The organism is Streptomyces sp. enrichment culture (assembly GCF_964273255.1).
Taxonomy (GTDB): Bacteria; Actinomycetota; Actinomycetes; order Streptomycetales; family Streptomycetaceae; genus Streptomyces.
On record NZ_OZ186835.1, the window covers coordinates 2,514,713 to 2,537,489 of the forward strand.

Sequence of the window (22,777 nt, forward strand, 5' to 3'; positions counted from 1 at the left end):
CGGGGGCCCGGTGGTCACGGTGCGTTGTCGGTGGCGCGCACTACCCTCGCGGCATGGCTGTCAACACGTCTGCGGAAGCTCCCCTCCCGGTCGGGGAGGTGTCGCGGCTCATCGGCGGGTGGATCGACCGGCTGGGCGCGGTGTGGGTGGAGGGGCAGATCACCCAGCTGTCCCGGCGGCCGGGCGCGGGGGTGGTGTTCCTGACCCTGCGGGATCCGTCGTACGACATCTCGGTGGGGGTGACCTGCTACCGGCAGGTGTTCGACGCGGTCGCCGACGTGGTGAGCGAGGGCGCGCGGGTGGTGGTCCACTGCAAGCCGGAGTGGTACGCCCCGCGCGGCCAGCTGTCGCTGCGCGCCGCCGAGATCCGGCCGGTGGGGGTCGGGGAGCTGCTGGCGCGGCTGGAGCAGCTGAAGAAGTCGCTGGCGCGGGAGGGACTGTTCGCGCCGGAGCGGAAGAAGCCGCTGCCGTTCCTGCCGCAGCTGATCGGGCTGGTGTGCGGGCGGGCGTCGGCGGCCGAGCGTGACGTGCTGGAGAACGCGCGGCACCGCTGGCCGGCCGTGCGGTTCGAGGTGCGCAACGTGCCGGTGCAGGGCGTGCACGCGGTGCCGCAGGTGGTGCAGGCGGTGAAGGAGCTCGACGCGGCCGAGGACGTCGACGTGATCATCGTGGCGCGCGGCGGGGGCAGCGTGGAGGACCTGCTGCCGTTCTCCGACGAGCAGCTGGTGCGGGCGGTGGCGGCCTGCCGCACGCCGGTGGTGTCGGCGATCGGGCACGAGCCGGACAACCCGCTCCTGGACCACGTCGCGGACCTGCGGGCCTCCACGCCGACGGACGCGGCGAAGAAGGTCGTGCCGGACGTCGGTGAGGAGTCCGAGCGGGTGCGGCAGCTCCGGGACCGGGCGCGGCGGTGCGTGCACGCGCTGCTGGACCGGGAGGAGAGGGGGCTGGCGCACGCGCTGGCCCGGCCGTCGATACAGGATCCGCACCGCATGGTGGACGCCCGGGAGGACGAGGTGACGGCGCTGCTGGACCGCGCCCGGCGGTCGCTGCGGCACCAGCTGGACCGGGCGGAGTCGGAGCTGACGCACACGCACGCGCGGGTGGTGGCCCTCTCCCCCGCGGCGACGCTGCGGCGCGGGTACGCCGTGCTCCAGCGCGCGGACGGGCACGCGGTGCGCGCCCCGGACGAGGTGGCGCCGAGCGAGGAGCTGCGGGCACGGGTGTCCGAGGGCGAGTTCACGGTTCGAGTCGATACGTAGGGTGGGCGGATGACCGGCAAGACGGAGCAGACGGCGGCGGTGGCCGAGGCCCTCGGGTACGAGCAGGCCCGGGACGAGCTGATCGAGGTCGTGCGGCGGCTGGAGACGGGCGGCACGACGCTGGAGGAGTCCCTCGCGCTGTGGGAGCGGGGCGAGGAGCTGGCCCGGGTGTGCCGGCGCTGGCTGGAGGGGGCGCGCGCCCGGCTGGACGCGGCCCTGGCCGAGGAGGAGGCGAGGGCGGGGACCGGGCCGGAGGGCGCCGACGGGGCCGGGCCCACCGCGTGATCCGAAGGGGCCGGGACTGCGTGATCCGGCGGGGCCTGGCCCACCGCGCGGTGCGGCGGAGCCGGGACCACCGCGTGCTGTGAAGTGGATCACCGGATTCCGACTTTTGTTGAACCTTGAACTTCCTGCGCGTACTGTCGTGCTCGTCGGAACGTCCGTGGAGTGCACACGGTTCCGGCGTACCCCTGCACGTACGTCCCGCAAAGGTTCACGCATGTCTCTCGTTCTCGACCCGGCCGCCCAGGACCTGCTCTTCCGCGAAGCCCGCACGGCGAACACCTTCACCGACGAGCCGGTGACCGACGAGCAGGTCCAGGCGATCTACGACCTGGTCAAGTACGGCCCGACCTCCATGAACCAGTCGCCGCTGCGCGTCACCCTGGTCCGCTCCCCGGAGGCCCGCGAGCGCCTGGCCGGCCTCATGGCCGAGGGCAACCGCGCCAAGACCCTGGCCGCCCCGCTGGTGGCGATCCTCTCCGCGGACAACGAGTTCCACGAGGAGCTGCCCCAGCTCTTCCCGCACTTCCCGCAGGCCAAGGCCCTCTTCTCCGAGCGCCCGGGGCGCGAGGGCTCCGCCGCCCTCAACGCCACCCTGCAGGCCGGGTACTTCATCCTCGGCGTGCGCGCCGCCGGCCTGGCCGCCGGACCGATGACCGGCGCCGACTTCGAGGGCATCCGCAAGGAGTTCCTGGACGACGACCACACCCCGCTGATGGTCGTCAACATCGGTCGCCCCGGCCCGGACGCCTGGTTCCCGCGCAGCCCGCGCCTGTCCTACGAGCAGGTCGTGACGACGGTCTGAGCCGACGGGACGCCGCCGAGGGCCCGCCCCGACCTGACGGGTGGGCGGCCGGGCGGCCCCACGCCTCACCCTCACCCGCACCAGCGGAACAGGGCCCCGACGCGATCCGATCCGCGTCGGGGCCCTGTCCTGTCCGTCGTCCGCTGCCGGTCGCTGCCGGTCCGCGAGGAGGCGTCGGGGTCCGGGCCCGGGGTCGAGCACGTGCCCGTCGGCCGCCCCTCGGGCACCGGACGGGACGCCCTCATGACCTCCCGGACCGACCGGCCGCCGACCCCGCCGATCCCGTCGCCCCCGCCGGCGCTCCGAACCCGTCGGGCCCTCCCGGGCGGTCCGGCCCTCCCGGCCCTCCCGGGCCTCCCGGGCCGTCCGGGCCGTCCGGCCTCTGCGCCCTCCGGCTGCCGACCGAGGGCACGCGCCGGCTCACTCCGTGCGCAGCGCCTTGGCCATCTTCGTCAGCTGCCCGAAGGAGGCCGTCCCGGTCACGACGGTCGTCGAGCCGTCAGGGTGCTCCAGGACCAGGGCGTCGTACTGGCTGCCCTCGTAGCGCGCCCAGGTCTCGCCGTTGATCTCCTGCGTGACGTCGGTCCGCTCGGCCTTCTGCGTCTTGTTCTCGATGAACAGCGTGCGCTTCTGGGTCGACTGCTCGACCGCCACGTACTCGCCGTCCGGGGCGCGGTAGCCCAGGTGCCAGGCATCGCCCTCGTCGCCCCGGAACCGGACCGACGTGGCCTTCCAGGTGTCGGGCAGCCCCACGGGGGCGGCCACCGGGTAGGCGGCGGCGCGGCGGGCGGTGAGCAGGTCGACCCGGTAGTCCACCCGCGGGAGGTCGGGCTCGCCGTCGTCGTGCGGGATGAACAGCCAGACGAACCCGGCCACCAGCCCGATGAGACCCAGGGACAGGAGCATGTCCCGGGCCGACTTCTGCATGCTGTTCTTTCCTGCTGACACGTCCCCATCGTCGCAGGTCCCGGTCGCGCTCATCCGTGGGGGCCCCTGCTCATTCTGTTCGCCCGGCGATAGAGTGCCCCGGAACCCTCATCCGGCCGTCGTCGTACAGAAAGGTGCGCTCCGATGACCGAACATCATCATTTGCCGTCCGAGCTCGATGTGCCCTCCGAGGCACCCGACCGCAACCTCGCCCTGGAGCTCGTACGGGTCACCGAAGCCGCGGCGATGGCCGCCGGCCGCTGGGTCGGGCGCGGGGACAAGAACGGGGCCGACGGCGCCGCCGTGCGCGCCATGCGGACGCTCGTCTCCACCGTGTCGATGAACGGCGTCGTCGTCATCGGCGAGGGCGAGAAGGACGAAGCCCCCATGCTGTTCAACGGGGAGCGCGTGGGCGACGGGACCGGCCCCGAGTGCGACATCGCCGTCGACCCGATCGACGGCACCACCCTCACCGCCAAGGGCATGACGAACGCCATCGCGGTGCTGGCCGCCGCCGAACGCGGCACGATGTTCGACCCGTCGGCCGTGTTCTACATGGACAAGCTGGTCACCGGGCCGGAGGCGGCCGACTTCGTCGACATCAACGCGCCGGTGAACGTGAACATCCGCCGCGTCGCCAAGGCCAAGCGGGTCACCCCCGAGGACGTCACCGTGGTGATCCTCGACCGGCCGCGGCACGAGGGCATCATCAAGGAGATCCGGGACACCGGCGCGCGCATCAAGCTGATCTCCGACGGCGACGTGGCGGGCTCCATCCTCGCCCTGCGCGAGGGCACGGGCATCGACCTGCTGCTGGGTGTGGGCGGCACCCCGGAGGGGATCATCTCGGCCTGCGCCGTGAAGTGCCTGGGCGGCACCCTGCAGGGCAAGCTGTGGCCCAAGGACGACGAGGAGCGGCAGCGCGCCGTCGACGCCGGGCACGACCTCGACCGGGTGCTGACCACGGACGACCTGGTCTCCGGGGAGAACGTCTTCTTCGTGGCGACCGGCATCACCGACGGTGAGCTGCTGCGGGGCGTGCGGTACCGCTCCGAGACCGCCACGACCGATTCGATCGTGATGCGCTCCAAGTCGGGCACCGTGCGCCGGATCGACTCGGAGCACCGGCTGAGCAAACTGCGGGCGTACAGCGCGGTGGACTTCGACCGGGCGAAGTGACGCGGCCGGTCGGACGGGTGGGGTGCGGGGTTCGTGTGCGGGCGCGTCGTGGTCGGGCGCGCCGTTCCCCGCGCCCCCTGCGGTCCGGCCGTGCGGCCACCGGTCCGCAGGCGGGACGTCGGCGGGGTGCGCCCCGTGAGCTGAGCCGACGCCGACCTGTGCCGGTGGGCAAGGGCTGAGCGCGCCGTTCCCCCGCGCCCCGGAGCGGGGCGGCCGTGCGGAGCGGACCTCGTGGGTTCCGCTCCGGCGTGGCCGCAGCGACGAGGAAGGGCGGCCTCCGTGCGGGGAGGGCGCCCTTGTCCCGCGGTGCCGGTGGTCAGCCGGCCGCGGCTATGCGGCCGGACTGGCGGGTGGACTGGAGTTCCAGGTCGCGGCGCCGGCGGCGGGCCAGCACCACGCGGCGCTCGGCGGCGGTCAGGCCGCCCCAGACGCCGTAGGGCTCCGGCTGGAGCAGGGCGTGCTCGCGGCACTCGACCATCACCGGGCAGCGGGCACAGACCCGCTTGGCCGCGTCCTCGCGGGACAGCCGGGCCGCGGTGGGTTCCTTCGACGGGGCGAAGAACAGCGCCGCCTCGTCGCGGCGGCACACCGCCTCGGTGTGCCAGGGCGCGTCCTCGTCCCTGTCTCGCGCGGGCCCCCGCTGGGCCGGGACGGCGGCTACCTGCAGGGACGAATGCGGCGGTTGCAGCACGGTCTACTCCTGACGACGGCTTCGCGAGCGAGACACGATGCAGCAAGGCTTACCCGATGTACGCGCGCCTATGCACTGAGTCCCGAACCGCCGTCAGCGGCACGGGAATTCACCGTCCGGCACCCCGGTTCCGGCGGACTCGTCGGGTCCGTTTCCGGTGGGTTCGCGGCCGTCAACGGTCGGAGCGCCCGCGCAAACCCCTGTCCACCGAGCGCTGCACGCGGTCCAGGATGTCCGCCACCAGCTTGCCCCGCTTGGGCCGGGCCTCGATGTTGCCCAGCACCGCCCAGCCGTCGACGTAGATCGCCGGGGCCTGCGGGTCCTCGGCGTCGAGCGAGGCCACCTCGAAGTTGCCGAACACCCCGCCGCCGGTGCCGCGCAGCGAGACGTTCTCCGGCACCCGGACCTCGACGTTGCCGAAGACGGAGTACGCCTTGATCACGACCTGCTGGTGGTCGAACAGGGCCTCGCTGAGGTCGATCTCGACGTTGCCGAAGACCGCGTAGACGTGGATGCGGCGGCCGGCGCGCCAGCGGCCCTTGCGGACGGCGGCGCTGAACACCGCGACGACGTTGTCGTCCGGGTCGGGCGGGATCGCGGTGGGCCTGCTCGGCGCCGGGGCGTGCGGGCGGGACGGCCGGCCCGACGGCAGGTCGCGGACGAACACCTCCAGCTCCCCGACGGTCTTCGCGGCCAGCACGCCCTCCACCCGCTCGGCATGCTCGTCGGGGGTCAGCCGGCCCTCCGCGAGGGCATCGCGCAGGAGATCGGCGATGCGGTCGCGGTCGGCGTCCGAGGCCCGCAGCTCCGCGGTCTGCGGGGTGCGGTCCTGCTGCTGGGGGTGCTTGTGAAGGTCCACCAGGGCAGCGTACCCAAACGCGATAGATCGCGACTAGCCCCCGCGGCGAACTCGCCGGCCCCGGCCGCCCGCCCGCGCCCCGGGCGGCCCTCCCGTCATGCCCGGACAACTGAGGACAACCTCACAGACGCGCCGTCGGCGGCACGTCCTACGCTGGTGGCGCCCGCCGATGGAGGCGGGCGGCCGTCTGTCGAGTGAGGAATGGGCGAGATGCCTGAGTTCGAGTACGCCGATCTGCTCCCCATGGGAGAGGACACCACCCCCTACCGGCTGGTGACCTCCGAGGGTGTCTCCACCTTCGAGGCCGACGGGCGGACCTTCCTCAAGGTGGAGCCGGAGGCGCTGCGCAGGCTGGCCGAGGAGGCCGTCCAGGACATCCAGCACTACCTGCGGCCCGACCACCTCGCCCAGCTCCGCCGCATCATCGACGACCCGGAGGCCAGCTCCAACGACAAGTTCGTCGCGCTGGACCTGCTGAAGAACGCCAACATCGCGGCCGCCGGCGTGCTGCCCATGTGCCAGGACACCGGCACGGCGATCGTCATGGGCAAGCGCGGCCAGAACGTGCTGACGTCCGGCCGCGACGAGGAGGCCCTGTCCCGGGGCATCTACGACGCGTACCGGAACCTGAACCTGCGCTACTCCCAGATGGCCCCGCTGACCATGTGGGAGGAGAAGAACACCGGCTCCAACCTGCCGGCCCAGATCGAGCTGTACGCGACGGACGGCGACGCCTACAAGTTCCTGTTCATGGCCAAGGGCGGCGGCAGCGCCAACAAGAGCTTCCTCTACCAGGAGACCAAGGCGGTCCTGAACGAGACCTCCATGATGAAGTTCCTGGAGGAGAAGATCCGTTCGCTCGGCACGGCTGCCTGCCCGCCGTACCACCTGGCCATCGTCGTCGGCGGCACCTCGGCCGAGTACGCGCTGAAGACCGCCAAGTACGCCTCCGCGCACTACCTGGACAACATGCCCACCGAGGGGACCCCGCTGGGCAGCGGCTTCCGGGACAAGGAGCTGGAGGAGAAGGTCTTCGAGCTGACGCAGAAGATCGGCATCGGCGCGCAGTTCGGCGGCAAGTACTTCTGCCACGACGTGCGCGTGATCCGCCTGCCCCGGCACGGCGCGTCCCTCCCGGTCGCCCTGGCCGTGTCCTGCTCCGCCGACCGTCAGGCCGTCGCGAAGATCACCGCCGAGGGCGTCTTCCTGGAGCAGCTGGAGAAGGACCCGGCACGCTTCCTGCCGGACACCACGGACGAGCAGCTGGCCGACGAGGGCGAGGTCGTGCGGATCGACCTCAACCAGCCGATGGACGCCATCCTCGCCGAGCTGACCAAGCACCCGGTCAAGACCCGGCTGTCCCTCACCGGCCCGCTGGTCGTGGCGCGCGACATCGCGCACGCCAAGATCAAGGAGCGGCTGGACGCGGGCGAGGAGATGCCGCAGTACCTCAAGGACCACCCGGTCTACTACGCCGGTCCGGCGAAGACGCCCGAGGGCTACGCGTCGGGTTCCTTCGGTCCCACCACGGCCGGCCGGATGGACTCCTACGTGGAGCAGTTCCAGGCGGCGGGCGGCTCCAAGGTGATGCTGGCCAAGGGCAACCGCAGCAAGCAGGTCACCGACGCGTGCGGCACCCACGGCGGCTTCTACCTCGGCTCGATCGGCGGCCCGGCGGCGCGGCTGGCCCAGGACTGCATCAAGAAGGTCGAGGTCCTGGAGTACGAGGAGCTGGGCATGGAGGCCGTCTGGAAGATCGAGGTGGAGGACTTCCCGGCGTTCATCGTCGTCGACGACAAGGGCAACGACTTCTTCCAGGACCCGGCACCCGCCCCGACGTTCACGACGATCCCGGTGCGGGGGCCCGGCCTGGCGTAGTCCTCGCCGGGCCGGCCGGGAGCGGCGGTGCACGCGGGCCCCTGTCCGCCCGCACCGTCGCCGCCCGGGGCCGCACGCCTGCCGGGAACCGGCCCCACCGGCGCGGGTGGTGCCGCCGGCCGACGGATCCGCACCCGTCGCCTCCGCCCCGCCCGCGCTTCGCCGCGCCATGCTCCGCCCCCGGCTCCCCGCCCCCGCACACACCCACCCATACGGCCCCATGCGCGCGGGTTCCGGAACAACCGCGGCCCGTCGCACGCTGTACGGGGTATGAGCGACGACTTCCGCATCGAGCACGACTCCATGGGCGAGGTACGCGTCCCCGCCGAGGCCAAGTGGCGCGCGCAGACGCAGCGCGCCGTCGAGAACTTCCCGATCTCCGGGCAGCGGCTCGAACGCGCCCACATCGAGGCCCTGGCCCGCATCAAGGGCGCCGCGGCCAAGGTGAACGCGGGGCTGAAGGTGCTCGACCAGGACATCGCCGACGCCATCCAGGAGGCGGCCCTGGAGGTCGCCGAGGGGCGGTGGGACGAGCACTTCCCGGTCGACGTCTTCCAGACCGGCTCGGGGACGTCGTCCAACATGAACACCAACGAGGTCATCGCCACCCTCGCCACCGAGCGGCTCGGGCGGCCGGTGCACCCCAACGACCACGTCAACGCCTCGCAGTCGTCCAACGACGTCTTCCCGTCGTCGCTGCACATCGCCGCCACCGCCGCCGTCACCCGCGACCTGATCCCCGCCCTGGAGCACCTCGCCGCCTCGCTGGAGCGCAAGGCCGCCGCATTCGCCGACGTGGTGAAGTCCGGGCGCACCCACCTGATGGACGCCACGCCCGTGACCCTCGGCCAGGAGTTCGGCGGCTACGCGGCCCAGATCCGCCTCGGCGTGGAGCGGCTGAACGCCTCCCTGCCCCGCCTGGCCGAACTGCCGCTGGGCGGCACCGCCGTCGGCACCGGCATCAACACCCCGCCCGGCTTCTCCGCCGCCGTGATCGAGGAGGTGGCCCGTGCCACCGGGCTGCCGCTGACCGAGGCGCGCGACCACTTCGAGGCGCAGGGCGCGCGGGACGGCGTCGTGGAGACCAGCGGGCAGCTGCGCACCATCGCCGTCGGCCTGACGAAGATCACCAACGACCTGCGCTGGATGGCCTCCGGCCCGCGCACGGGTCTCGCCGAGATCACCCTGCCCGACCTCCAGCCCGGCTCGTCGATCATGCCGGGCAAGGTCAACCCGGTGGTCCCGGAGGCCGTGCTCATGGTGTGCGCCCAGGTCATCGGCAACGACGTGACGGTCACCACGGCCGGCGCCTCCGGCAACTTCGAACTCAACGTGATGCTGCCGCTCATGGCCAAGAACGTGCTGGAGTCGGTCCGGCTGCTGGCCAACGCCTCCCGGCTGCTGGCCGACCGCACCGTCGACGGCATCGTCGCCGACCGGGAACGGGCCCGGGAGTACGCCGAGTCGTCGCCGTCGGTGGTGACGCCGCTGAACCGGTACATCGGCTACGAGGAGGCCGCGAAGGTCGCCAAGAAGGCGCTGGCCGAGCGGCGGACCATCCGGGAGGTGGTCCTGGAGGGCGGGTACGTCGAGCGGGGCGACCTCACGGCGGAGCAGCTCGACGAGGCCCTGGACGTACTGCGCATGACCCGGCCGTGAGGTGTGCCGCACGGGAGTGAACCGTGCGGGGGGACCACGGCACCGCGTGCCCCGGGCACCTAATATCTGCCCATGACACAGGGCGGAACGACGGAACACACGGAAGCGGGCGGCTCGACCGGTTTCTGGGCGCCCGGGACGCACATCCTGTGGCGCTACCGCGAGAACGGCGGCGCGCGCATCCACATCGCGCGCCCCGTCACGGTCGTACGCGACGACTCGGACCTGCTCGCCGTGTGGATGGCGCCCGGCACGGAGTGCGTGAGACCGGTGATCGCCGACGGCACTCCGGTGCACCAGGAGCCGCTGGGCACCCGCTACACCAGGCCCCGCGCGGTGTCCCGGGGACGCTGGTCGGGGACCGGGGTGCTGAAGCTGGCCCGGCCGGGCGTCCCCTGGTCGGTGTGGCTGTTCTGGGACCCGGGGTGGCGGTTCAAGAACTGGTACGTGAACCTGGAGGACCCGCTCGTCCGGTGGTCGGGCGGGGTGGACTCCGAGGACCACTTCCTGGACATCTCCGTGCAGCCGGACCGTAGTTGGCACTGGCGGGACGAGGACGAGTTCGCGCAGGCGCAGCGGGACGGCCTGGTCGGCGCCGCGCTGGCCGAACGGGTGCGGGCGGCCGGACGGCACGCGGTCGCGGCGATCACCGCCTGGGAGCCGCCGTTCTCGGACGGGTGGCAGAACTGGCGCCCGGACCCGTCCTGGACGGTACCGTCGCTGCCACAGAACTGGGACCGCACGCCCGCGCGGGTGTCCCCGTGAGACCCTTGATGGGCCCCAGGGCCGAAACCGTAGGATCGTCCTCCGCACGGACCCGGGCGGCAAACGCCGGACCATGCGCTGGGCTTGACCGATCGTCACCGAGGGGCGGCACGACGTGAGCGAGGGGTACGGCAACACCGGTACGGGCCGGGCACGGCCGGCCGGCGGCACAGGAACGGCCTCCGAGCACGCCGGGATCCCGTTCCCGGGACAGGCTTTCCGGGTATCGGCATCTCGGCGGGACGAACTGCACGCATGGCGCCCGGCGCCGGACGGATGGACTCGACACGCGTGACGGAGCAGCGGACCTCCTTCGAGCGCCTGCAGCCGGGCGCCGCCCCCGCGGATCCCCGCGGGGCGCAGGCGCCTGCCCCCGATCCGGCCCGGGTGCCGGACACCGCTGCCGCCTTACCGGCACAGGCGCGCCCCGCCGGCGATCCGGCGGGCACCGCTTCCGCGCCGCCGTCCGCAGCGCCCGCCCCGGACTCCCAGGCCGACGGGACGCCCGCGCCGGCCTCCCCGGACGGCTCCGCGCCCGATGCCGCCGCCCGGGACACCGGCCCGGTCGGTGAGCACTCGCAGCCGGGCGCCGAACAGGGCGCCGGGCCCGACGCGCCCCGGCCGCGGCCCGTGCCCGAGGGCATCCCCGTCCAGCCGGCCGGGGCCGCGGACCGCACGGCGGTCCAGGCACCCGACGGCACGGAACGGCGCACCGGTCAGCTCACCACGCCCGGGAAGCCGACGCCGATGCGGCGGGACGGCGACCGGCTGCGGTTCGTGGGCGCCGCGACCCGGCGGATCGCCCGCGGCATCGACCTGGACGAGATCGTGATGGGGCTGTGCCGGGCCACCGTGCCGACCTTCTCCGACGCGATCCTCGTGTACCTGCGGGACCCGCTGCCGGTCGGGGACGAGCGGCCCACCGGCCCGCTGGTGCTGCGGCTGCGCCGCAGCGACCGGATCCCGGCCGAACGGGACACCGAGGGCGCCGGGTTCGCGCCCCTGGTGCAGCCGGAGCCGTCCGAGCTGGACTCGGTCGGCGAGGAGCTGTGCACGGTGCGGCCCGGCAGCGCGCTCGCCGAGGTGCTGCGCGGGGTCCGCCCGGTGTTCACGGACGCCCCGGCGGCCCGGGCGGCGCTGCCCGAACTCCTCGGCCCGGACGGCGAGTCGGCCGTGCCCGACGGGCAGCGCGCGATCCTCGCGCCGCTGCGCGGGCGGCGGCGCGTGATCGGCGCCGCGCTGTTCCTGCGCGGCCCGGAGCGCATCCCGTTCGAGGCGGACGACCTGCTGGTCGCCGCCCAGCTCGCCACGCACAGCGCGCTCGGCATCGACAAGGCGGTGCTGTACGGGCGCGAGGCGTACATCGCGGACGAGTTGCAGCGCACCATGCTGCCGGAGCACCTGCCCCGCTGCACCGGCGTGCGGCTGGCCTCGCGCTACCTGCCGGCCGCGGAGACGGCACGGGTCGGCGGTGACTGGTACGACGCGATCCCGCTGCCCGGCAGCCGGGTGGCGCTGGTCGTCGGCGACGTGATGGGCCACTCCATGACCTCCGCCGCGATCATGGGCCAGCTGCGGACCACCGCGCAGACCCTGGCCGGGCTCGACCTGCCGCCGCAGGAGGTCCTGCACCACCTCGACGAGCAGGCGCAGCGGCTCGGCGTGGACCGCATGGCGACCTGCCTCTACGCGGTCTACGACCCGGTCGCGCACCGCATCACCATCGCCAACGCCGGCCACCCGCCACCCGTCCTGCTGCACCTGGGCGGCCGGGCGGAGGTGCTGCGGGTGCCGGCGGGCGCCCCGATCGGGGTCGGCGGGGTGGACTTCGAGGCCGTGGAGCTGGACGCGCCCGCCGGGGCGACCCTGCTGCTGTACACCGACGGCCTGGTGGAGTCCCGGCTGCGGGACGTGTGGACCGGCATCGACCAGCTGCGCGACAAGCTGGCCGCGACCGCGCAGCTGACCGGGCCGGACCACCCGCCGCCGCTGGAGGCGCTGTGCGACGAGGTGCTGGACATGCTCGGCCCGGGTGACCGGGACGACGACATCGCGCTGCTCGCCGCCCGCTTCGACGGGATCGCCCCGAACGACGTGGCGTACTGGTTCCTGGAGCCGGAGGACGCGGCGCCCGGCCGGGCCCGCCGACTGGCCCGGCGCGCGCTGTCGCGCTGGGGCATGGAGGACCTCACCGATTCGGTGGAGCTGCTGGTCAGCGAGGTCGTGACGAACGCGGTGCGGTACGCCACCCGGCCGGTGACGCTGCGCCTGCTGCGCACCGATGTGCTGCGCTGCGAGGTCGGGGACGACGTGCCCCAGCTGCCCCGGCTGCGGCAGGCGCGCGCCACGGACGAGGGCGGGCGCGGCCTGTACCTGGTCAACCGCATGGCCCGGCGGTGGGGTGCGACCCGGCTGAGCACGGGCAAGGTGGTGTGGTTCGAGCTGAACCACACGGGCTGACCGGCCGGAACCGGCTGACCGGCCACCGTGGGAACGGCCGTGCGGCACAGCGGTACGGCGGTACGGCACGCCGGCACGTCGGTACGGCCGGACACGACGCAGGGGGGCGCCCCGGTGCTGTCACCGGGGCGCCCCCCTGCGTCGTGTCCGGCGCCGGCCGCCGCGGGCCGGGCCGGCCGGCTGCCGCCGGCTACTGCTCCCGGTCCCCGTCGTCGGGGTCGTCGGGGAGCCCGATCGTCGGCGGGATGGTGCTCGGGCCGCCGCCCGGCGGCTTCGTCGTCGGGTCCTGGGTCGGGGGCTGCGTGGTCGGCTCCTGGGTCGGCGACTGCGTCGTCGGCTCCCTGGTCGGCGGCTCCGTGGTGGGGGCCTCGCTCGTCGGGCTCTGCGACGGCGACTGCGTGGCCGACGGCGTCCGGCTCGGCTTCACCGCCGCGCCCTGCCGGGTCTGCAGGTCGAACCGGCTGGTCTCCTTCATCACGCCGAAGGTGTACGCCGCCCAGATCTCGGCCGGGTACCCGCCGCCGTTGACGCGGTCGTTGCCGCCCGCCCCGTACATCTCGACCTGCTTGTGCGGGGGTTTGTCGTCCTCGCCGAACAGGCCGACCGTGGTGACCAGGTCGGGGGTGTAGCCCGCGAACCAGGCCGACTTGTTGTTGTCGGAGGTGCCGGTCTTGCCCGCCACCTGCTGGCCACCGCGCAGCGGGTTGTCGCGCACCGCGCGCCGGGCGGTGCCGTCGTCGACCACTCCGGTGAGGACCGAGGTCACGGTGTCCGCCGCCTCGCGGTCGATGACCTGCTCGCCGATCGCGTCGGGCGGCGTGACGGTGCGGCTGCGGTGCTCGGCCTTCTTCAGGATCGTCGGCGTGGTCTTCCTGCCGTGATTGTCGAGGGTGGCGTAGACGCCGGCCATCTGCAGCGGGCTGGCGCCCATGGAGCCCAGGGTCTGGGCGGGGACGGCCTCCAGGTCCTCGACCGCCATGCCCAGCTTGCCGGCGGTCTCCATCACCTTCGGCATGCCGACGTCGACGCCCATCTGCGCGAACACGGAGTTGACGGACTTGTTCATCGCCGTCTGCACGGTGATGTCGCCGTAGTCGACGTCGTCCTCGTTCTCCGGAGCGAAGCCGACCTCGCGGCCGCCGTCGACGACCGGCCGCTTGCTGGTGCCGTCGTAGACGGTGTTCGCCCGGATCGGGTCGCCGTCCTGCGTGGTGGCCTCCTCCTCCAGGGCGGCGGCCAGGATCACCGGCTTGAAGGTGGACGCGGGCTGGTAGTCGGTCCGGGTGGCGTTGTTGAAGTAGTGCTTGAGGTAGTCCTCGCCGCCGTACATGGCCACGACCGAGCCGGTCTTCGGGTCCACGGAGACGGCTCCGGCCTGGATGTCCGCGTCGACCTTGCGCTTCTTCGGGTCCAGCTCGTCGGTGAGCTGCGTCTTGACGGCCTTCTCCAGCGCCTTCTGCTTCTTCTTGTCGATGTTGAGGGTGATGGTCCAGCCGCCCGCGTCGACCAGGGCGTCGGCCTGCTTGGCGTCCTCGGCGGTGCCCTCGGCGACCAGTTGCTGCTTCAGCGCCGTGTTGGCGGCGTGCACGAGGTAGCCGGTCTGCCCGGCCATGCCGGGGTCGCCCTTGGGCTCCTTGGGCACCGGGAACTTCATGCCGGACCGCTCGGAGGCGTCGAGCCAGCCCTGCTCGACCATGTTGTCCAGGACGTAGTTCCAGCGCTGGGTGACCAGTTTGCGGCCGGTCTCGGAGGCGACCGCCCAGTCGTACTGGCTGGGGGCCTGGAGCAGCGCGGCGAGGTAGGCGCCCTGCTCGACGGTCAGCTCATCGGCGCCGACCCGGTAGTAGGCGCGGGCGGCGGCCTGGATCCCGTAGGCGTTGCGGCCGTAGTAGCTGGTGTTGATGTAGCCGGCGAGGATGTAGTCCTTGGACTTCTCGCGGTCCAGCTTCAGCGAGATGACCAGTTCCTTCAGCTTGCGCGAGACGGTCTGGTCCTGGGTCAGGTAGTAGTTCTTGACGTACTGCTGGGTGATCGTCGAGCCGCCCTGGGCGCCCTTGCCGGAGAGGGTGTTGACCAGACCGCGGGCGGTGCCCTTCAGATCGACGCCGGCGTCGTTGTAGAAGGTCTTGTTCTCGGCGGCGACGAAGGTGCGCTGGACCGGCTTGGGGATCCGGGCGAGGTCGACGACCTCGCGGTTGACCTCGCCGTCGCGGGCCATGATCGAGCCGTCGCTGTACTGGTAGACGTTGCTCTGGCGTTTGGCGTCGGCCTTCCCCTCGGGGATGTCGATCATCATGTAGAGCACGATGAAGGCGCCCATGCCGAGCAGGCAGAGGGTGAAGAACGTACCGAGGAGCTTCTTCCAGGTGAAGAGGCGGCGTATGCCGGTGCGTCCGGCACGCGGCGCGCGACGGCTGCCGGGCGCCGCCCGGCGCCCACCGCGCTGCCGGGCGCGCCGCTCGTCCGCTCGTCCCATGGGTCCCTCTGCTCCGCTTCGCTCATGTGTGTCATGCAGCCACACGGGTTCGGCCGCTCGGGTCAGCTCAGAAAGCTAACACCGGGGGCTGTGACAAAGGCTGCCGATGCGGTCGTTTAGGACGTGACAATCAGCACCCACCCCACCGGAACCGACGTCCGGGGGCTGTGCGGGGTTGTCGGGACGCGTTAAAGTGATATCACTTGGATAGACAGACGCTAGCCGCACCGCGCGCATCGCGTCCTGAGGAAACGGGGGATCTCCCATGACCGCACCCGACGACCGCGTCCCGACGGCCGGCGCGCCCGACATGCCGGAGATGCCCGAGCCCCGGGTCCGCGAGATCCCGGCGCACAGCATCGGAGGCGGGCTCGCCCTGACGCTGGGCCTGGCCGGACTGCTGGCCGGCATCGCCATGGCCGTCTCCGCGACCGCCGTCGCCGCGGTGGCCGGCAAGGCGGTGCTGATCGCCGGCGGCATCCTGATCGCGCTCGCCTCCTTCATCGCCATGTGCGGGCTGAACATGGTGGCGCCGGGCGAGGCCCGGGTCGTCCAGCTCTTCGGCCGCTACCGGGGCACGATCCGCGAGGACGGCCTGCGCTGGGTGAACCCCTTCACCTCCCGCGCCAAGATCTCCACCCGGGTGCGCAACCACGAGACGGCCGTGCTGAAGGTGAACGACGCCTACGGCAACCCGATCGAGCTCGCCGCCGTGGTGGTGTGGCGGGTCGAGGACACCGCGCAGGCGACCTTCGAGGTCGACGACTACGTGGAGTTCGTCTCCACCCAGACCGAGGCCGCCGTCCGGCACATCGCCATCGAGTACCCCTACGACGCCCACGACGAGGACGGCCTCTCGCTGCGCGGCAACGCCGAGGAGATCACCGAGAAGCTGGCCGTGGAGCTGCGGGCCCGGGTGGACGCGGCCGGCGTGCAGATCATCGAGTCCCGCTTCACCCACCTCGCCTACGCGCCCGAGATCGCCTCGGCGATGCTCCAGCGGCAGCAGGCGGGCGCGGTCGTGGCCGCGCGCCAGCAGATCGTGGAGGGCGCCGTGGGCATGGTGGAGACGGCACTGGCCCGGATCACCGAGCAGGACATCGTGGAGCTGGACTCCGAGCGCAAGGCGGCCATGGTGTCCAACCTGATGGTCGTGCTCTGCGGGGACCGCTCCGCGCAGCCCGTCCTCAACACCGGGACCCTCTACCAGTGACCGGCCCCTCGGACTCCCCGGGCGGGGACGCCCCGGGCGGGGGGTCCCGGCGCAGGCCGCAGCAGCGCAAGCAGGTGCTGCTGCGGCTGGACCCCCTGGTGTACGAGGCGCTGGCGCGCTGGGCGAACGACGAGTTCCGCTCGGCCAACGCACAGATCGAGTTCCTGCTGCGGCGGGCCCTCGCCGAGGCGGGCCGGCTGCCCGGCGAGGCGCGGCCGATCCCCCGCCGGGGCCGCCCGCCCGGCAGCGGCCGGGACGCCGGGCCGCCACCGCCGGACTGACCCGGGTCCGGCGGTGGCGGCCGGCCCGCGAACCGGCGCCGGCCGGCCTCGGCGCGCGCTCCGGCCCCGGTGACAGAACCGTGACAATCGCCTCCCACCAGGCCGGTGACACGTCGGGCCATGGGCTGCACACCGTGTGTATACACGGCAGGTATACACACTGTGTAGAGTGCGCGTCATGTCCATCGGTCACACCCTCCTGGGACTCCTGGAGTCCGGCCCGCGCCACGGTTACGACCTCAAGCGGGCCTTCGACGAGAAGTTCGGTCACGACCGGCCGCTGCACTACGGCCAGGTCTACTCGACGATGTCCCGCCTGCTGAAGAACGGGCTCGTCGAGGTCGACGGCATCGAGGCCGGCGACGGCCCCGAGCGGAAGCGGTACGCGATCACCGAGGCCGGCATCACCGATGTCGAGCGGTGGCTCGCCACCCCCGAGAAGCCCGAGCCGTACCTGCAGTCGACCCTCTACACCAAGGTCGTCCTCGCGCTGCTCACCAGCCGCGACGCCGCCGACGTGCTGGACACCCAGCGCTCGGAACACCTGCGCAGCATGCGCATCCTCACCGACCGCAAGCGCGGCGGCGACCTCGCCGACCAGCTGATCTGCGACCACGCGCTGTTCCACCTGGAGGCGGACCTGCGGTGGCTGGAGCTCACCGCGGCCCGCCTCGACCGGCTCCGGGAAGCGGTGGTCCGGTGACCGTCCCGCCTCCCGGCCCGCCCGGCTCCCTCCTCGTCGCCCGCGGCCTGCGCAAGGCCTACGGGCCGACGCACGCGCTCGACGGCGCCGACTTCTCCATCCACCCCGGCGAGGTCGTCGCCGTGATGGGACCCTCCGGCTCGGGCAAGTCCACGCTGCTGCACTGCCTCGCCGGCATCGTCACCCCCGACTCCGGGTCGATCACCTACGACGGACGCGAACTGAGCACCATGAGCGACGCCGGGCGCAGCGCGCTGCGCCGCTCGGAGTTCGGCTTCGTCTTCCAGTTCGGGCAGCTGGTCCCGGAACTCACCTGCGTGGAGAACGTCGCCCTGCCGCTGCGGCTCAACGGCACGCCCCGCAAGGACGCCGAACGGGCGGCGCTGACCTGGATGGAACGCCTGGAGGTCGACGACGTCCGCGCCAAGCGGCCCGGCGAGGTGTCCGGCGGCCAGGGGCAGCGGGTCGCCGTGGCGCGGGCGCTGGTCACCGACCCGCGGCTGCTGTTCGCCGACGAACCCACCGGCGCGCTGGACTCCCTCAACGGGGAGCGGGTGATGGAACTGCTCACCGACGCCGCCCGGTCCTCCAACGCCGCCGTCGTCCTCGTCACCCACGAGGCGCGGGTGGCCGCCTACTCCGACCGCGAGATCGTGGTGCGCGACGGCCGCTCCCGGGACATGGAGCACGTCGTATGAACGCCCGTCAGTGGACCCGCGACCTCGGCATGGGCCTGCGGTTCGCCTTCGCCGGCGGGCGGGAGGGCTGGATCCGGGCGCTGCTCACCGCGGTCGGCGTGGGACTGGGCGTGGCGCTGCTGCTGCTCACCACCGCCCTGCCCGGCGCGCTCGCGGAGCGGGACCGCCGGGAGGAGGCACGGCTCAACTACACCTACGGCGAGGAGATCGGGCGCGGCGACGACACCCTGATGACCGCGGACGTCGACACGGCTTTCGGCGACCTGCACGTCCGCGGCCGGATACTGGAGCCGGAGGGGGACAAGGCCCCGCTGCCGCCGGGACTGACGAGGTTCCCCGCACCCGACGAGATGATGGTCTCCCCCGCCCTGCGGGAGCTCCTCGACTCGGACGGCGGTGCGCTGCTGCGCGAGCGGCTTCCGTACGAGGTCGTGGGCACCATCGGCGAGCAGGGACTGATCGGTTCGCAGGAACTGGCCTACTACGCCGGCGCCGAGGGCCTGGCGGACCGGGTGCACGACGGGACGGCCGGCCGCATCAGGGCCTTCGGCAACCCCGACGCGACACCGGAGGAACTGGACCCGGTCCTCATGCTCCTGGTGCTGGTCGTGTTCGTGGTGCTGCTGATGCCGGTCGCCGTGTTCATCGCCGCGGCCGTCCGCTTCGGCGGCGAGCGGCGCGACCGCCGGCTGGCCGCGCTGCGGCTCGTCGGTTCCGACGGCGGCATGACCCGCCGGGTGGCCGCCGGAGAGGCGCTCGGCGGGGCCCTGCTGGGCCTGCTGTTCGGCACCGTCTTCTTCCTCGCGGGACGGGAGTTCGCGGCGTCCGTCGAGCTGTTCCGGATCAGCGTCTTCCCCAGCTACCTGAACCCGTCCCCGCTGCTGGCGCTGCTGGTGGCCGTGGCGGTGCCGGCCGCCGCCGTGCTGGTGACCCTGCTGGCGCTGCGCGGGGTGGTCATCGAACCGCTGGGCGTGGTCCGCACGGCGCGGCCGGCGCGGCGCCGGCTGTGGTGGCGGCTGCTGCTCCCGCTGGCGGGCCTCGGCATGCTGGCGCCCATGCTCGGCCAGGGCCGGGAGAACGGGGACTTCAACGGGTACCTGGTCACCGGTGGCGTCATCTGCCTGCTCGTCGGGGTCACGGCGCTGCTGCCGTGGATCGTGGAGACGGTCGTCGGCCGGCTCGGCGCGGGCAGTGTGTCCTGGCAGCTGGCCGTGCGCCGCCTGCAGCTCAGCAGCGGGGCGGCGGCCCGCATGGTCAACGGCATCGCGGTCGCCGTGGCCGGTGCGATCGCGCTGCAGATGCTGTTCGCCGGGGTCGAGGACGACTACACCCGGGAGACGGGATTCGAGGTCTCCCAGGCCCAGATGGCGTTCCACGTGCCCGCGCACCTGGATCTCTCCGAGGCCACGGCGAAGCTGGAGGGCACCGAGGGCGTCCGCGCGGTGTACCCGCTGTCGGACACGTACCTGGGCGACCGGCCCTGGGGCCAGGAGCCCGAACGCAGTGTCCAGGCGACCGTCGGCGACTGCGCGGCCCTGCGCCGGGTGGCCAGGCTGCCCTCGTGCGCCGACGGCGACGTCTTCGCGCTGCGGGGCGGCGAGTTCGACACCGACACCGCGCCGCTGAGCAGGCCGGGCCAGAAGCTGTACGCCGAGACGCAGGCCGCCGACGGGAAGGTGACCGACGTCGCCTACACCCTGCCCGACCCGCTGAAGGAGGCCGACTCCGTCGAGGACCCGACCGGCGTCCGGCGCGGCGGCTTCCTGATGACCCCGGGAGCCCTGACGGCCGGCCTGGCGGAGGCGCTCAACGGGCATGTGTACCTCTCCGTCGACGACTCGGTCCCGCACGCCCGCGAGCACGTGCGCAACGCGGTCGCCGCACTCGACCCGCTGGCCCAGCCCACCACGTGGTCGACGACCGAGCGTTCCGAGCGCTTCGACGCCGTCCGCACGGGCCTGTTCGTCGGCGCCGCAGCCGTGCTGGTCCTGATCGGGGCGAGCCTGCTGGTGTCCCAGCTGGAGCAGTTGCGCGAACGCCGCAAGCTGCTGGCGGCCCTGGTCGCCTTCGGCACCCGGCGGCGCACGCTGAGCCTGTCGGTGCTGTGGCAGACGGCGATCCCCATCGGCCTGGGCCTGCTGGTGGCGTCGGCCGTCGGCATGACCCTGGGTGCGGTCCTGCTGCGGATGACCGCGACGCCCGTCCGGGTGGACTGGCCGAGCGTCCTGCAGATGACCGGCATCGGTGCGGGCGTCGTCGTGGTGGTGACGCTCCTGAGCCTGCCGCCGCTGCTGCGCATGATGCGGCCGGACGGGCTGCGCACCGAGTAGGGCCGGTGCCCGGGCGGCCCTCGTCCGCACCGGCCGGGGTCCCGCCTGGAGGCAGGCCGGGTCCCGCCGGTGCTCAGGCGGCCACCGTCCGCACCGGCAGGGACCTCATCGCCTCCCGCAGCGCGGCCGCCAGCTGCTCGTACTCGGCGGAGCGGGCTGTGCCCGTGCGCATCACGAGGGCGATGCGGCGGGTGGGCGCCGGTTCGGCGAAGCAGCCGGTGAGGAGGCGGCCGGCGCGGTTGGTCTCCACGTCGACGGCCGTGCGGGGCAGCAGGGTGACGCCGAGTCCGCCGGCCACCAGCTGCACCAGCGTGGACAGCCCGGCCGCCGTCGTGGTGGCCGGGACTCCCGCGCGCCCGGCCTCCCGGCAGATCTCCAGGGCCTGGTCGCGCAGGCAGTGGCCCTCGTCGAGCAGCAGCAGCTTCAGCTCCCGCAGCACCTCGCGGGGGATGCCCTGCCGCCCGCCCAACGCGTGGTCCAGCGGTGTGACGAGCACGAAGTCCTCGTCGAAGAGGGGGAGTTCGGTCACCCCGGGCACCCCGAGGGGCACGGCCAGGAGCAGCAGGTCCAGCCGCCCGCCGGCGAGTCCGTCGAGCAGCCGCGCGGTCTGCTCCTCGTGCACCTGGAGGTCGAGGTCCGGATAGCGGTCGTGGACCAGCCGCAGGACCGTCGGCAGCAGGTACGGCGCGACCGTCGGGATCACCCCCAGCCGCAGCACCCCGGTGAACGGCGCCCGCAGCGCCTCGGCCTCCTCGATGAACGCGCCGACGTCCTCCAGCACCGCCTTGGCCCGGGCGGCGAGGCGCTCACCGGCCGGGGAGAGCAGGACCTTGCGCGTCGTACGCTCGATGAGCTTGACACCCAGTGTCTCCTCCAGCGCCGACACCGCGCCGGACAGGGCCGGTTGGCTCATTCCGATCGCCGCGGCGGCGTCCCGGAAGTGGAGGTGTTCGGCGACCGCGGCGAACGCCCTGAGCTGCGCGAGGCTGGGCTGTCTGCGCCTGTTGCCGACCGTCACTGATAGCTCCCTCCGATCAACACGACCGAGTGTAGCTATTTCACTAATCAATGCACCCTGTGCCAACATCAGCCTCGTCCAACCCATGGGAAACACCGCATTACGGGTGTTTCTTCGCTGCAAGGAGAGCGCGTGCTCACTGTCGGTGACAAGTTCCCCGAGTTCGAACTGACCGCCTGCGTCTCGCTGGAGAAGGGCAAGGAGTTCGAGACGATCAACCACAAGACCTACGAGGGCAAGTGGAAGATCGTGTTCGCGTGGCCCAAGGACTTCACCTTCGTGTGCCCGACCGAGATCGCGGCCTTCGGCAAGCTGAACGAGGAGTTCGCCGACCGCGACGCCCAGATCCTCGGCTTCTCCGGTGACTCGGAGTTCGTCCACCACGCCTGGCGCAAGGACCACGACGACCTGCGCGACCTGCCGTTCCCGATGATGGCGGACTCCAAGCACGAGCTGATGCGCGACCTCGGCATCGAGGGCGAGGACGGCTTCGCCAAGCGTGCCGTGTTCATCGTGGACCAGAACAACGAGATCCAGTTCTCCATGGTGACCGCCGGTTCCGTCGGCCGGAACCCGAAGGAGGTCCTGCGGGTCCTGGACGCGCTGCAGACCGACGAGCTCTGCCCGTGCAACTGGACCAAGGGCGAGGACACCCTGGACCCGGTCGCGCTGCTGGCCGGGGAGTGACCTGACATGTCCCTCGATTCCCTGAAGTCCCGCATACCGGACTACGCCAAGGACCTGAAGCTCAACCTGGGTTCGGTCATCGGCAACTCGGACCTGCCGGCCCAGCAGCTGTGGGGCACGGTGCTGTCGACGGCCATCGCCTCGCGTTCGCCGATCGTGCTGCGCGAGCTGGAGCCGGAGGCGAAGGCGAACCTGTCGCCGGAGGCGTACACGGCCGCCAAGGCCGCCGCCGCGGTGATGGCGATGAACAACGTCTTCTACCGCACCCGTCACCTGCTGTCGGACCACGAGTACGGCAACCTGCGCGCCGGTCTGCGGATGAACGTCATCGGCAACCCGGGCGTCGACAAGGTCGACTTCGAGTTCTGGTCCTTCGCGGTGTCCGCGATCAACGGCTGCGGCATGTGCCTCGACTCGCACGAGCAGGTGCTGCGCAAGGCCGGTGTCGAGCGGGAGGCCGTGCAGGAGGCGTTCAAGATCGCCGCGGTGATCCAGGCGGTCGCCGCCACGCTGGACGCCGAGGCGGTCCTCGCGGAGTGACCCCGGCGCCGCACGGCGCGTGAAGCAGCGGGCCCGGCCACCCTCTTGGGGGTGACCGGGCCCG

At 72.7% G+C, this 22,777-nt stretch carries 20 protein-coding genes; 15 read left to right on the top strand and 5 right to left on the bottom strand.

Features of this window, described 5'->3' with window-relative positions; all coding sequences use genetic code 11:
* Positions 1-53 precede the first annotated feature (53 nt).
* From xseA to ACSU53_RS10650, 3 genes are all read left to right on the top strand, one after another.
* Positions 54-1,262, top strand: coding sequence for an exodeoxyribonuclease VII large subunit (xseA, locus tag ACSU53_RS10640; protein WP_437026753.1), 1,209 nt, complete (start codon positions 54-56; stop codon positions 1,260-1,262).
* 9 nt (positions 1,263-1,271) lie between these two features.
* Positions 1,272-1,547, top strand: coding sequence for an exodeoxyribonuclease VII small subunit (locus tag ACSU53_RS10645; RefSeq protein WP_437026755.1), 276 nt, complete (start codon positions 1,272-1,274; stop codon positions 1,545-1,547).
* A gap of 214 nt (positions 1,548-1,761) precedes the next feature.
* Positions 1,762-2,349 carry a malonic semialdehyde reductase gene (locus tag ACSU53_RS10650; protein ID WP_437026756.1) on the top strand — a complete coding sequence of 196 codons (588 nt, stop codon included), beginning with the start codon at positions 1,762-1,764 and terminating at the stop codon, positions 2,347-2,349.
* A 420-nt stretch (positions 2,350-2,769) separates the two neighbouring features.
* On the opposite strand, the gene ACSU53_RS10655 is transcribed toward ACSU53_RS10650, so the two are convergent.
* Positions 2,770-3,276 carry a DUF4245 domain-containing protein gene (locus ACSU53_RS10655; RefSeq protein ID WP_437033107.1) on the bottom strand — a complete coding sequence of 169 codons (507 nt, stop codon included), beginning with the start codon at positions 3,274-3,276 and terminating at the stop codon, positions 2,770-2,772.
* Between the two features lie 144 nt (positions 3,277-3,420).
* On the opposite strand from ACSU53_RS10655, the gene glpX reads away from it, so the two are divergent.
* Complete coding sequence (gene glpX / locus ACSU53_RS10660) at positions 3,421-4,455, top strand: class II fructose-bisphosphatase (protein ID WP_437026758.1); 1,035 nt, start codon at positions 3,421-3,423, stop codon at positions 4,453-4,455.
* Between the two features lie 316 nt (positions 4,456-4,771).
* Here glpX and ACSU53_RS10665 read toward each other — a convergent pair whose 3' ends face one another.
* Positions 4,772-5,146, bottom strand: a complete 375-nt coding sequence (locus ACSU53_RS10665) for a WhiB family transcriptional regulator (RefSeq protein ID WP_437026760.1) — start codon at positions 5,144-5,146, stop codon at positions 4,772-4,774.
* A 172-nt stretch (positions 5,147-5,318) separates the two neighbouring features.
* On the bottom strand, positions 5,319-6,005 hold the full coding sequence (locus ACSU53_RS10670) for a DUF1707 SHOCT-like domain-containing protein (RefSeq protein WP_437026762.1): 687 nt from the start codon (positions 6,003-6,005) through the stop codon (positions 5,319-5,321).
* A 201-nt stretch (positions 6,006-6,206) separates the two neighbouring features.
* Between ACSU53_RS10670 and ACSU53_RS10675 the strand changes: the two genes are divergently transcribed.
* From ACSU53_RS10675 to ACSU53_RS10690, 4 genes are all read left to right on the top strand, one after another.
* Positions 6,207-7,883: a fumarate hydratase gene (locus ACSU53_RS10675; protein WP_437026764.1), complete on the top strand. Its 1,677-nt coding sequence runs from the start codon at positions 6,207-6,209 to the stop codon at positions 7,881-7,883.
* Between the two features lie 270 nt (positions 7,884-8,153).
* Positions 8,154-9,542 carry a class II fumarate hydratase gene (locus ACSU53_RS10680; protein ID WP_437026766.1) on the top strand — a complete coding sequence of 463 codons (1,389 nt, stop codon included), beginning with the start codon at positions 8,154-8,156 and terminating at the stop codon, positions 9,540-9,542.
* A 72-nt stretch (positions 9,543-9,614) separates the two neighbouring features.
* Positions 9,615-10,307: a cytidylyl-2-hydroxypropylphosphonate hydrolase gene (gene fomD / locus ACSU53_RS10685; protein WP_437026768.1), complete on the top strand. Its 693-nt coding sequence runs from the start codon at positions 9,615-9,617 to the stop codon at positions 10,305-10,307.
* Positions 10,308-10,583: 276 nt separating this feature from the next.
* Entirely contained in the window at positions 10,584-12,767 is a 2,184-nt protein-coding gene (locus ACSU53_RS10690) for a SpoIIE family protein phosphatase (protein WP_437026770.1), read from the top strand.
* A 190-nt stretch (positions 12,768-12,957) separates the two neighbouring features.
* On the opposite strand, the gene ACSU53_RS10695 is transcribed toward ACSU53_RS10690, so the two are convergent.
* Positions 12,958-15,243 (bottom strand): transglycosylase domain-containing protein, encoded by a 2,286-nt coding sequence (locus tag ACSU53_RS10695; RefSeq protein WP_437026772.1) that lies wholly within the window; start codon positions 15,241-15,243, stop codon positions 12,958-12,960.
* A gap of 265 nt (positions 15,244-15,508) precedes the next feature.
* Here ACSU53_RS10695 and ACSU53_RS10700 point away from each other — a divergent pair, with 265 nt between their 5' ends.
* The 5 genes from ACSU53_RS10700 to ACSU53_RS10720 all read left to right on the top strand — a co-directional run bounded on the left by ACSU53_RS10700 (position 15,509) and on the right by ACSU53_RS10720 (position 20,468).
* Positions 15,509-16,456 (top strand): SPFH domain-containing protein, encoded by a 948-nt coding sequence (locus ACSU53_RS10700; RefSeq protein WP_437026774.1) that lies wholly within the window; start codon positions 15,509-15,511, stop codon positions 16,454-16,456.
* Positions 16,453-16,737: a hypothetical protein gene (locus ACSU53_RS10705; protein WP_437026776.1), complete on the top strand. Its 285-nt coding sequence runs from the start codon at positions 16,453-16,455 to the stop codon at positions 16,735-16,737. The genes ACSU53_RS10700 and ACSU53_RS10705 overlap by 4 nt, the downstream gene beginning before the upstream one ends.
* 178 nt (positions 16,738-16,915) lie before the next feature.
* The gene (locus ACSU53_RS10710; RefSeq protein ID WP_437026781.1) at positions 16,916-17,440 is read left to right on the top strand and encodes a PadR family transcriptional regulator; all 525 of its coding nucleotides are present in this window, start codon (positions 16,916-16,918) and stop codon (positions 17,438-17,440) included.
* The gene (locus ACSU53_RS10715; protein ID WP_437026783.1) at positions 17,437-18,138 is read left to right on the top strand and encodes an ABC transporter ATP-binding protein; all 702 of its coding nucleotides are present in this window, start codon (positions 17,437-17,439) and stop codon (positions 18,136-18,138) included. Before ACSU53_RS10710 ends, ACSU53_RS10715 begins: the two co-directional genes overlap by 4 nt.
* On the top strand, positions 18,135-20,468 hold the full coding sequence (locus tag ACSU53_RS10720; protein WP_437026785.1) for an ABC transporter permease: 2,334 nt from the start codon (positions 18,135-18,137) through the stop codon (positions 20,466-20,468). Before ACSU53_RS10715 ends, ACSU53_RS10720 begins: the two co-directional genes overlap by 4 nt.
* Positions 20,469-20,541: 73 nt before the next feature.
* Here the strand turns inward: ACSU53_RS10720 and ACSU53_RS10725 are convergent, their stop codons facing one another.
* Positions 20,542-21,486 carry a LysR substrate-binding domain-containing protein gene (locus tag ACSU53_RS10725; protein WP_437026787.1) on the bottom strand — a complete coding sequence of 315 codons (945 nt, stop codon included), beginning with the start codon at positions 21,484-21,486 and terminating at the stop codon, positions 20,542-20,544.
* Positions 21,487-21,618: 132 nt separating this feature from the next.
* Between ACSU53_RS10725 and ACSU53_RS10730 the strand changes: the two genes are divergently transcribed.
* Entirely contained in the window at positions 21,619-22,173 is a 555-nt protein-coding gene (locus tag ACSU53_RS10730; protein ID WP_437026789.1) for a peroxiredoxin, read from the top strand.
* A 6-nt stretch (positions 22,174-22,179) separates the two neighbouring features.
* Positions 22,180-22,713: an alkyl hydroperoxide reductase gene (locus tag ACSU53_RS10735; protein ID WP_437026791.1), complete on the top strand. Its 534-nt coding sequence runs from the start codon at positions 22,180-22,182 to the stop codon at positions 22,711-22,713.
* The last annotated feature ends 64 nt before the right edge of the window (positions 22,714-22,777 follow it).

Bases quoted from the DNA above. Each gene is read 5' to 3' on its own strand.
- ACSU53_RS10680 (WP_437026766.1), top strand. From the start codon at position 8,154: ATGAGCGACGACTTCCGCATCGAGCACGACTCCATGGGCGAGGTACGC.
- ACSU53_RS10650 (WP_437026756.1), top strand. From the start codon at position 1,762: ATGTCTCTCGTTCTCGACCCGGCCGCCCAGGACCTGCTCTTCCGCGAA.
- ACSU53_RS10735 (WP_437026791.1), top strand. From the start codon at position 22,180: ATGTCCCTCGATTCCCTGAAGTCCCGCATACCGGACTACGCCAAGGAC.
- ACSU53_RS10655 (WP_437033107.1), bottom strand. From the start codon at position 3,276: ATGCAGAAGTCGGCCCGGGACATGCTCCTGTCCCTGGGTCTCATCGGG.
- xseA (WP_437026753.1), top strand. From the start codon at position 54: ATGGCTGTCAACACGTCTGCGGAAGCTCCCCTCCCGGTCGGGGAGGTG.
- ACSU53_RS10700 (WP_437026774.1), top strand. From the start codon at position 15,509: ATGACCGCACCCGACGACCGCGTCCCGACGGCCGGCGCGCCCGACATG.
- fomD (WP_437026768.1), top strand. From the start codon at position 9,615: ATGACACAGGGCGGAACGACGGAACACACGGAAGCGGGCGGCTCGACC.
- ACSU53_RS10690 (WP_437026770.1), top strand. From the start codon at position 10,584: ATGGACTCGACACGCGTGACGGAGCAGCGGACCTCCTTCGAGCGCCTG.
- ACSU53_RS10695 (WP_437026772.1), bottom strand. From the start codon at position 15,243: ATGGGACGAGCGGACGAGCGGCGCGCCCGGCAGCGCGGTGGGCGCCGG.
- glpX (WP_437026758.1), top strand. From the start codon at position 3,421: ATGACCGAACATCATCATTTGCCGTCCGAGCTCGATGTGCCCTCCGAG.
- ACSU53_RS10710 (WP_437026781.1), top strand. From the start codon at position 16,916: ATGTCCATCGGTCACACCCTCCTGGGACTCCTGGAGTCCGGCCCGCGC.
- ACSU53_RS10645 (WP_437026755.1), top strand. From the start codon at position 1,272: ATGACCGGCAAGACGGAGCAGACGGCGGCGGTGGCCGAGGCCCTCGGG.
- ACSU53_RS10720 (WP_437026785.1), top strand. From the start codon at position 18,135: ATGAACGCCCGTCAGTGGACCCGCGACCTCGGCATGGGCCTGCGGTTC.
- ACSU53_RS10675 (WP_437026764.1), top strand. From the start codon at position 6,207: ATGGGCGAGATGCCTGAGTTCGAGTACGCCGATCTGCTCCCCATGGGA.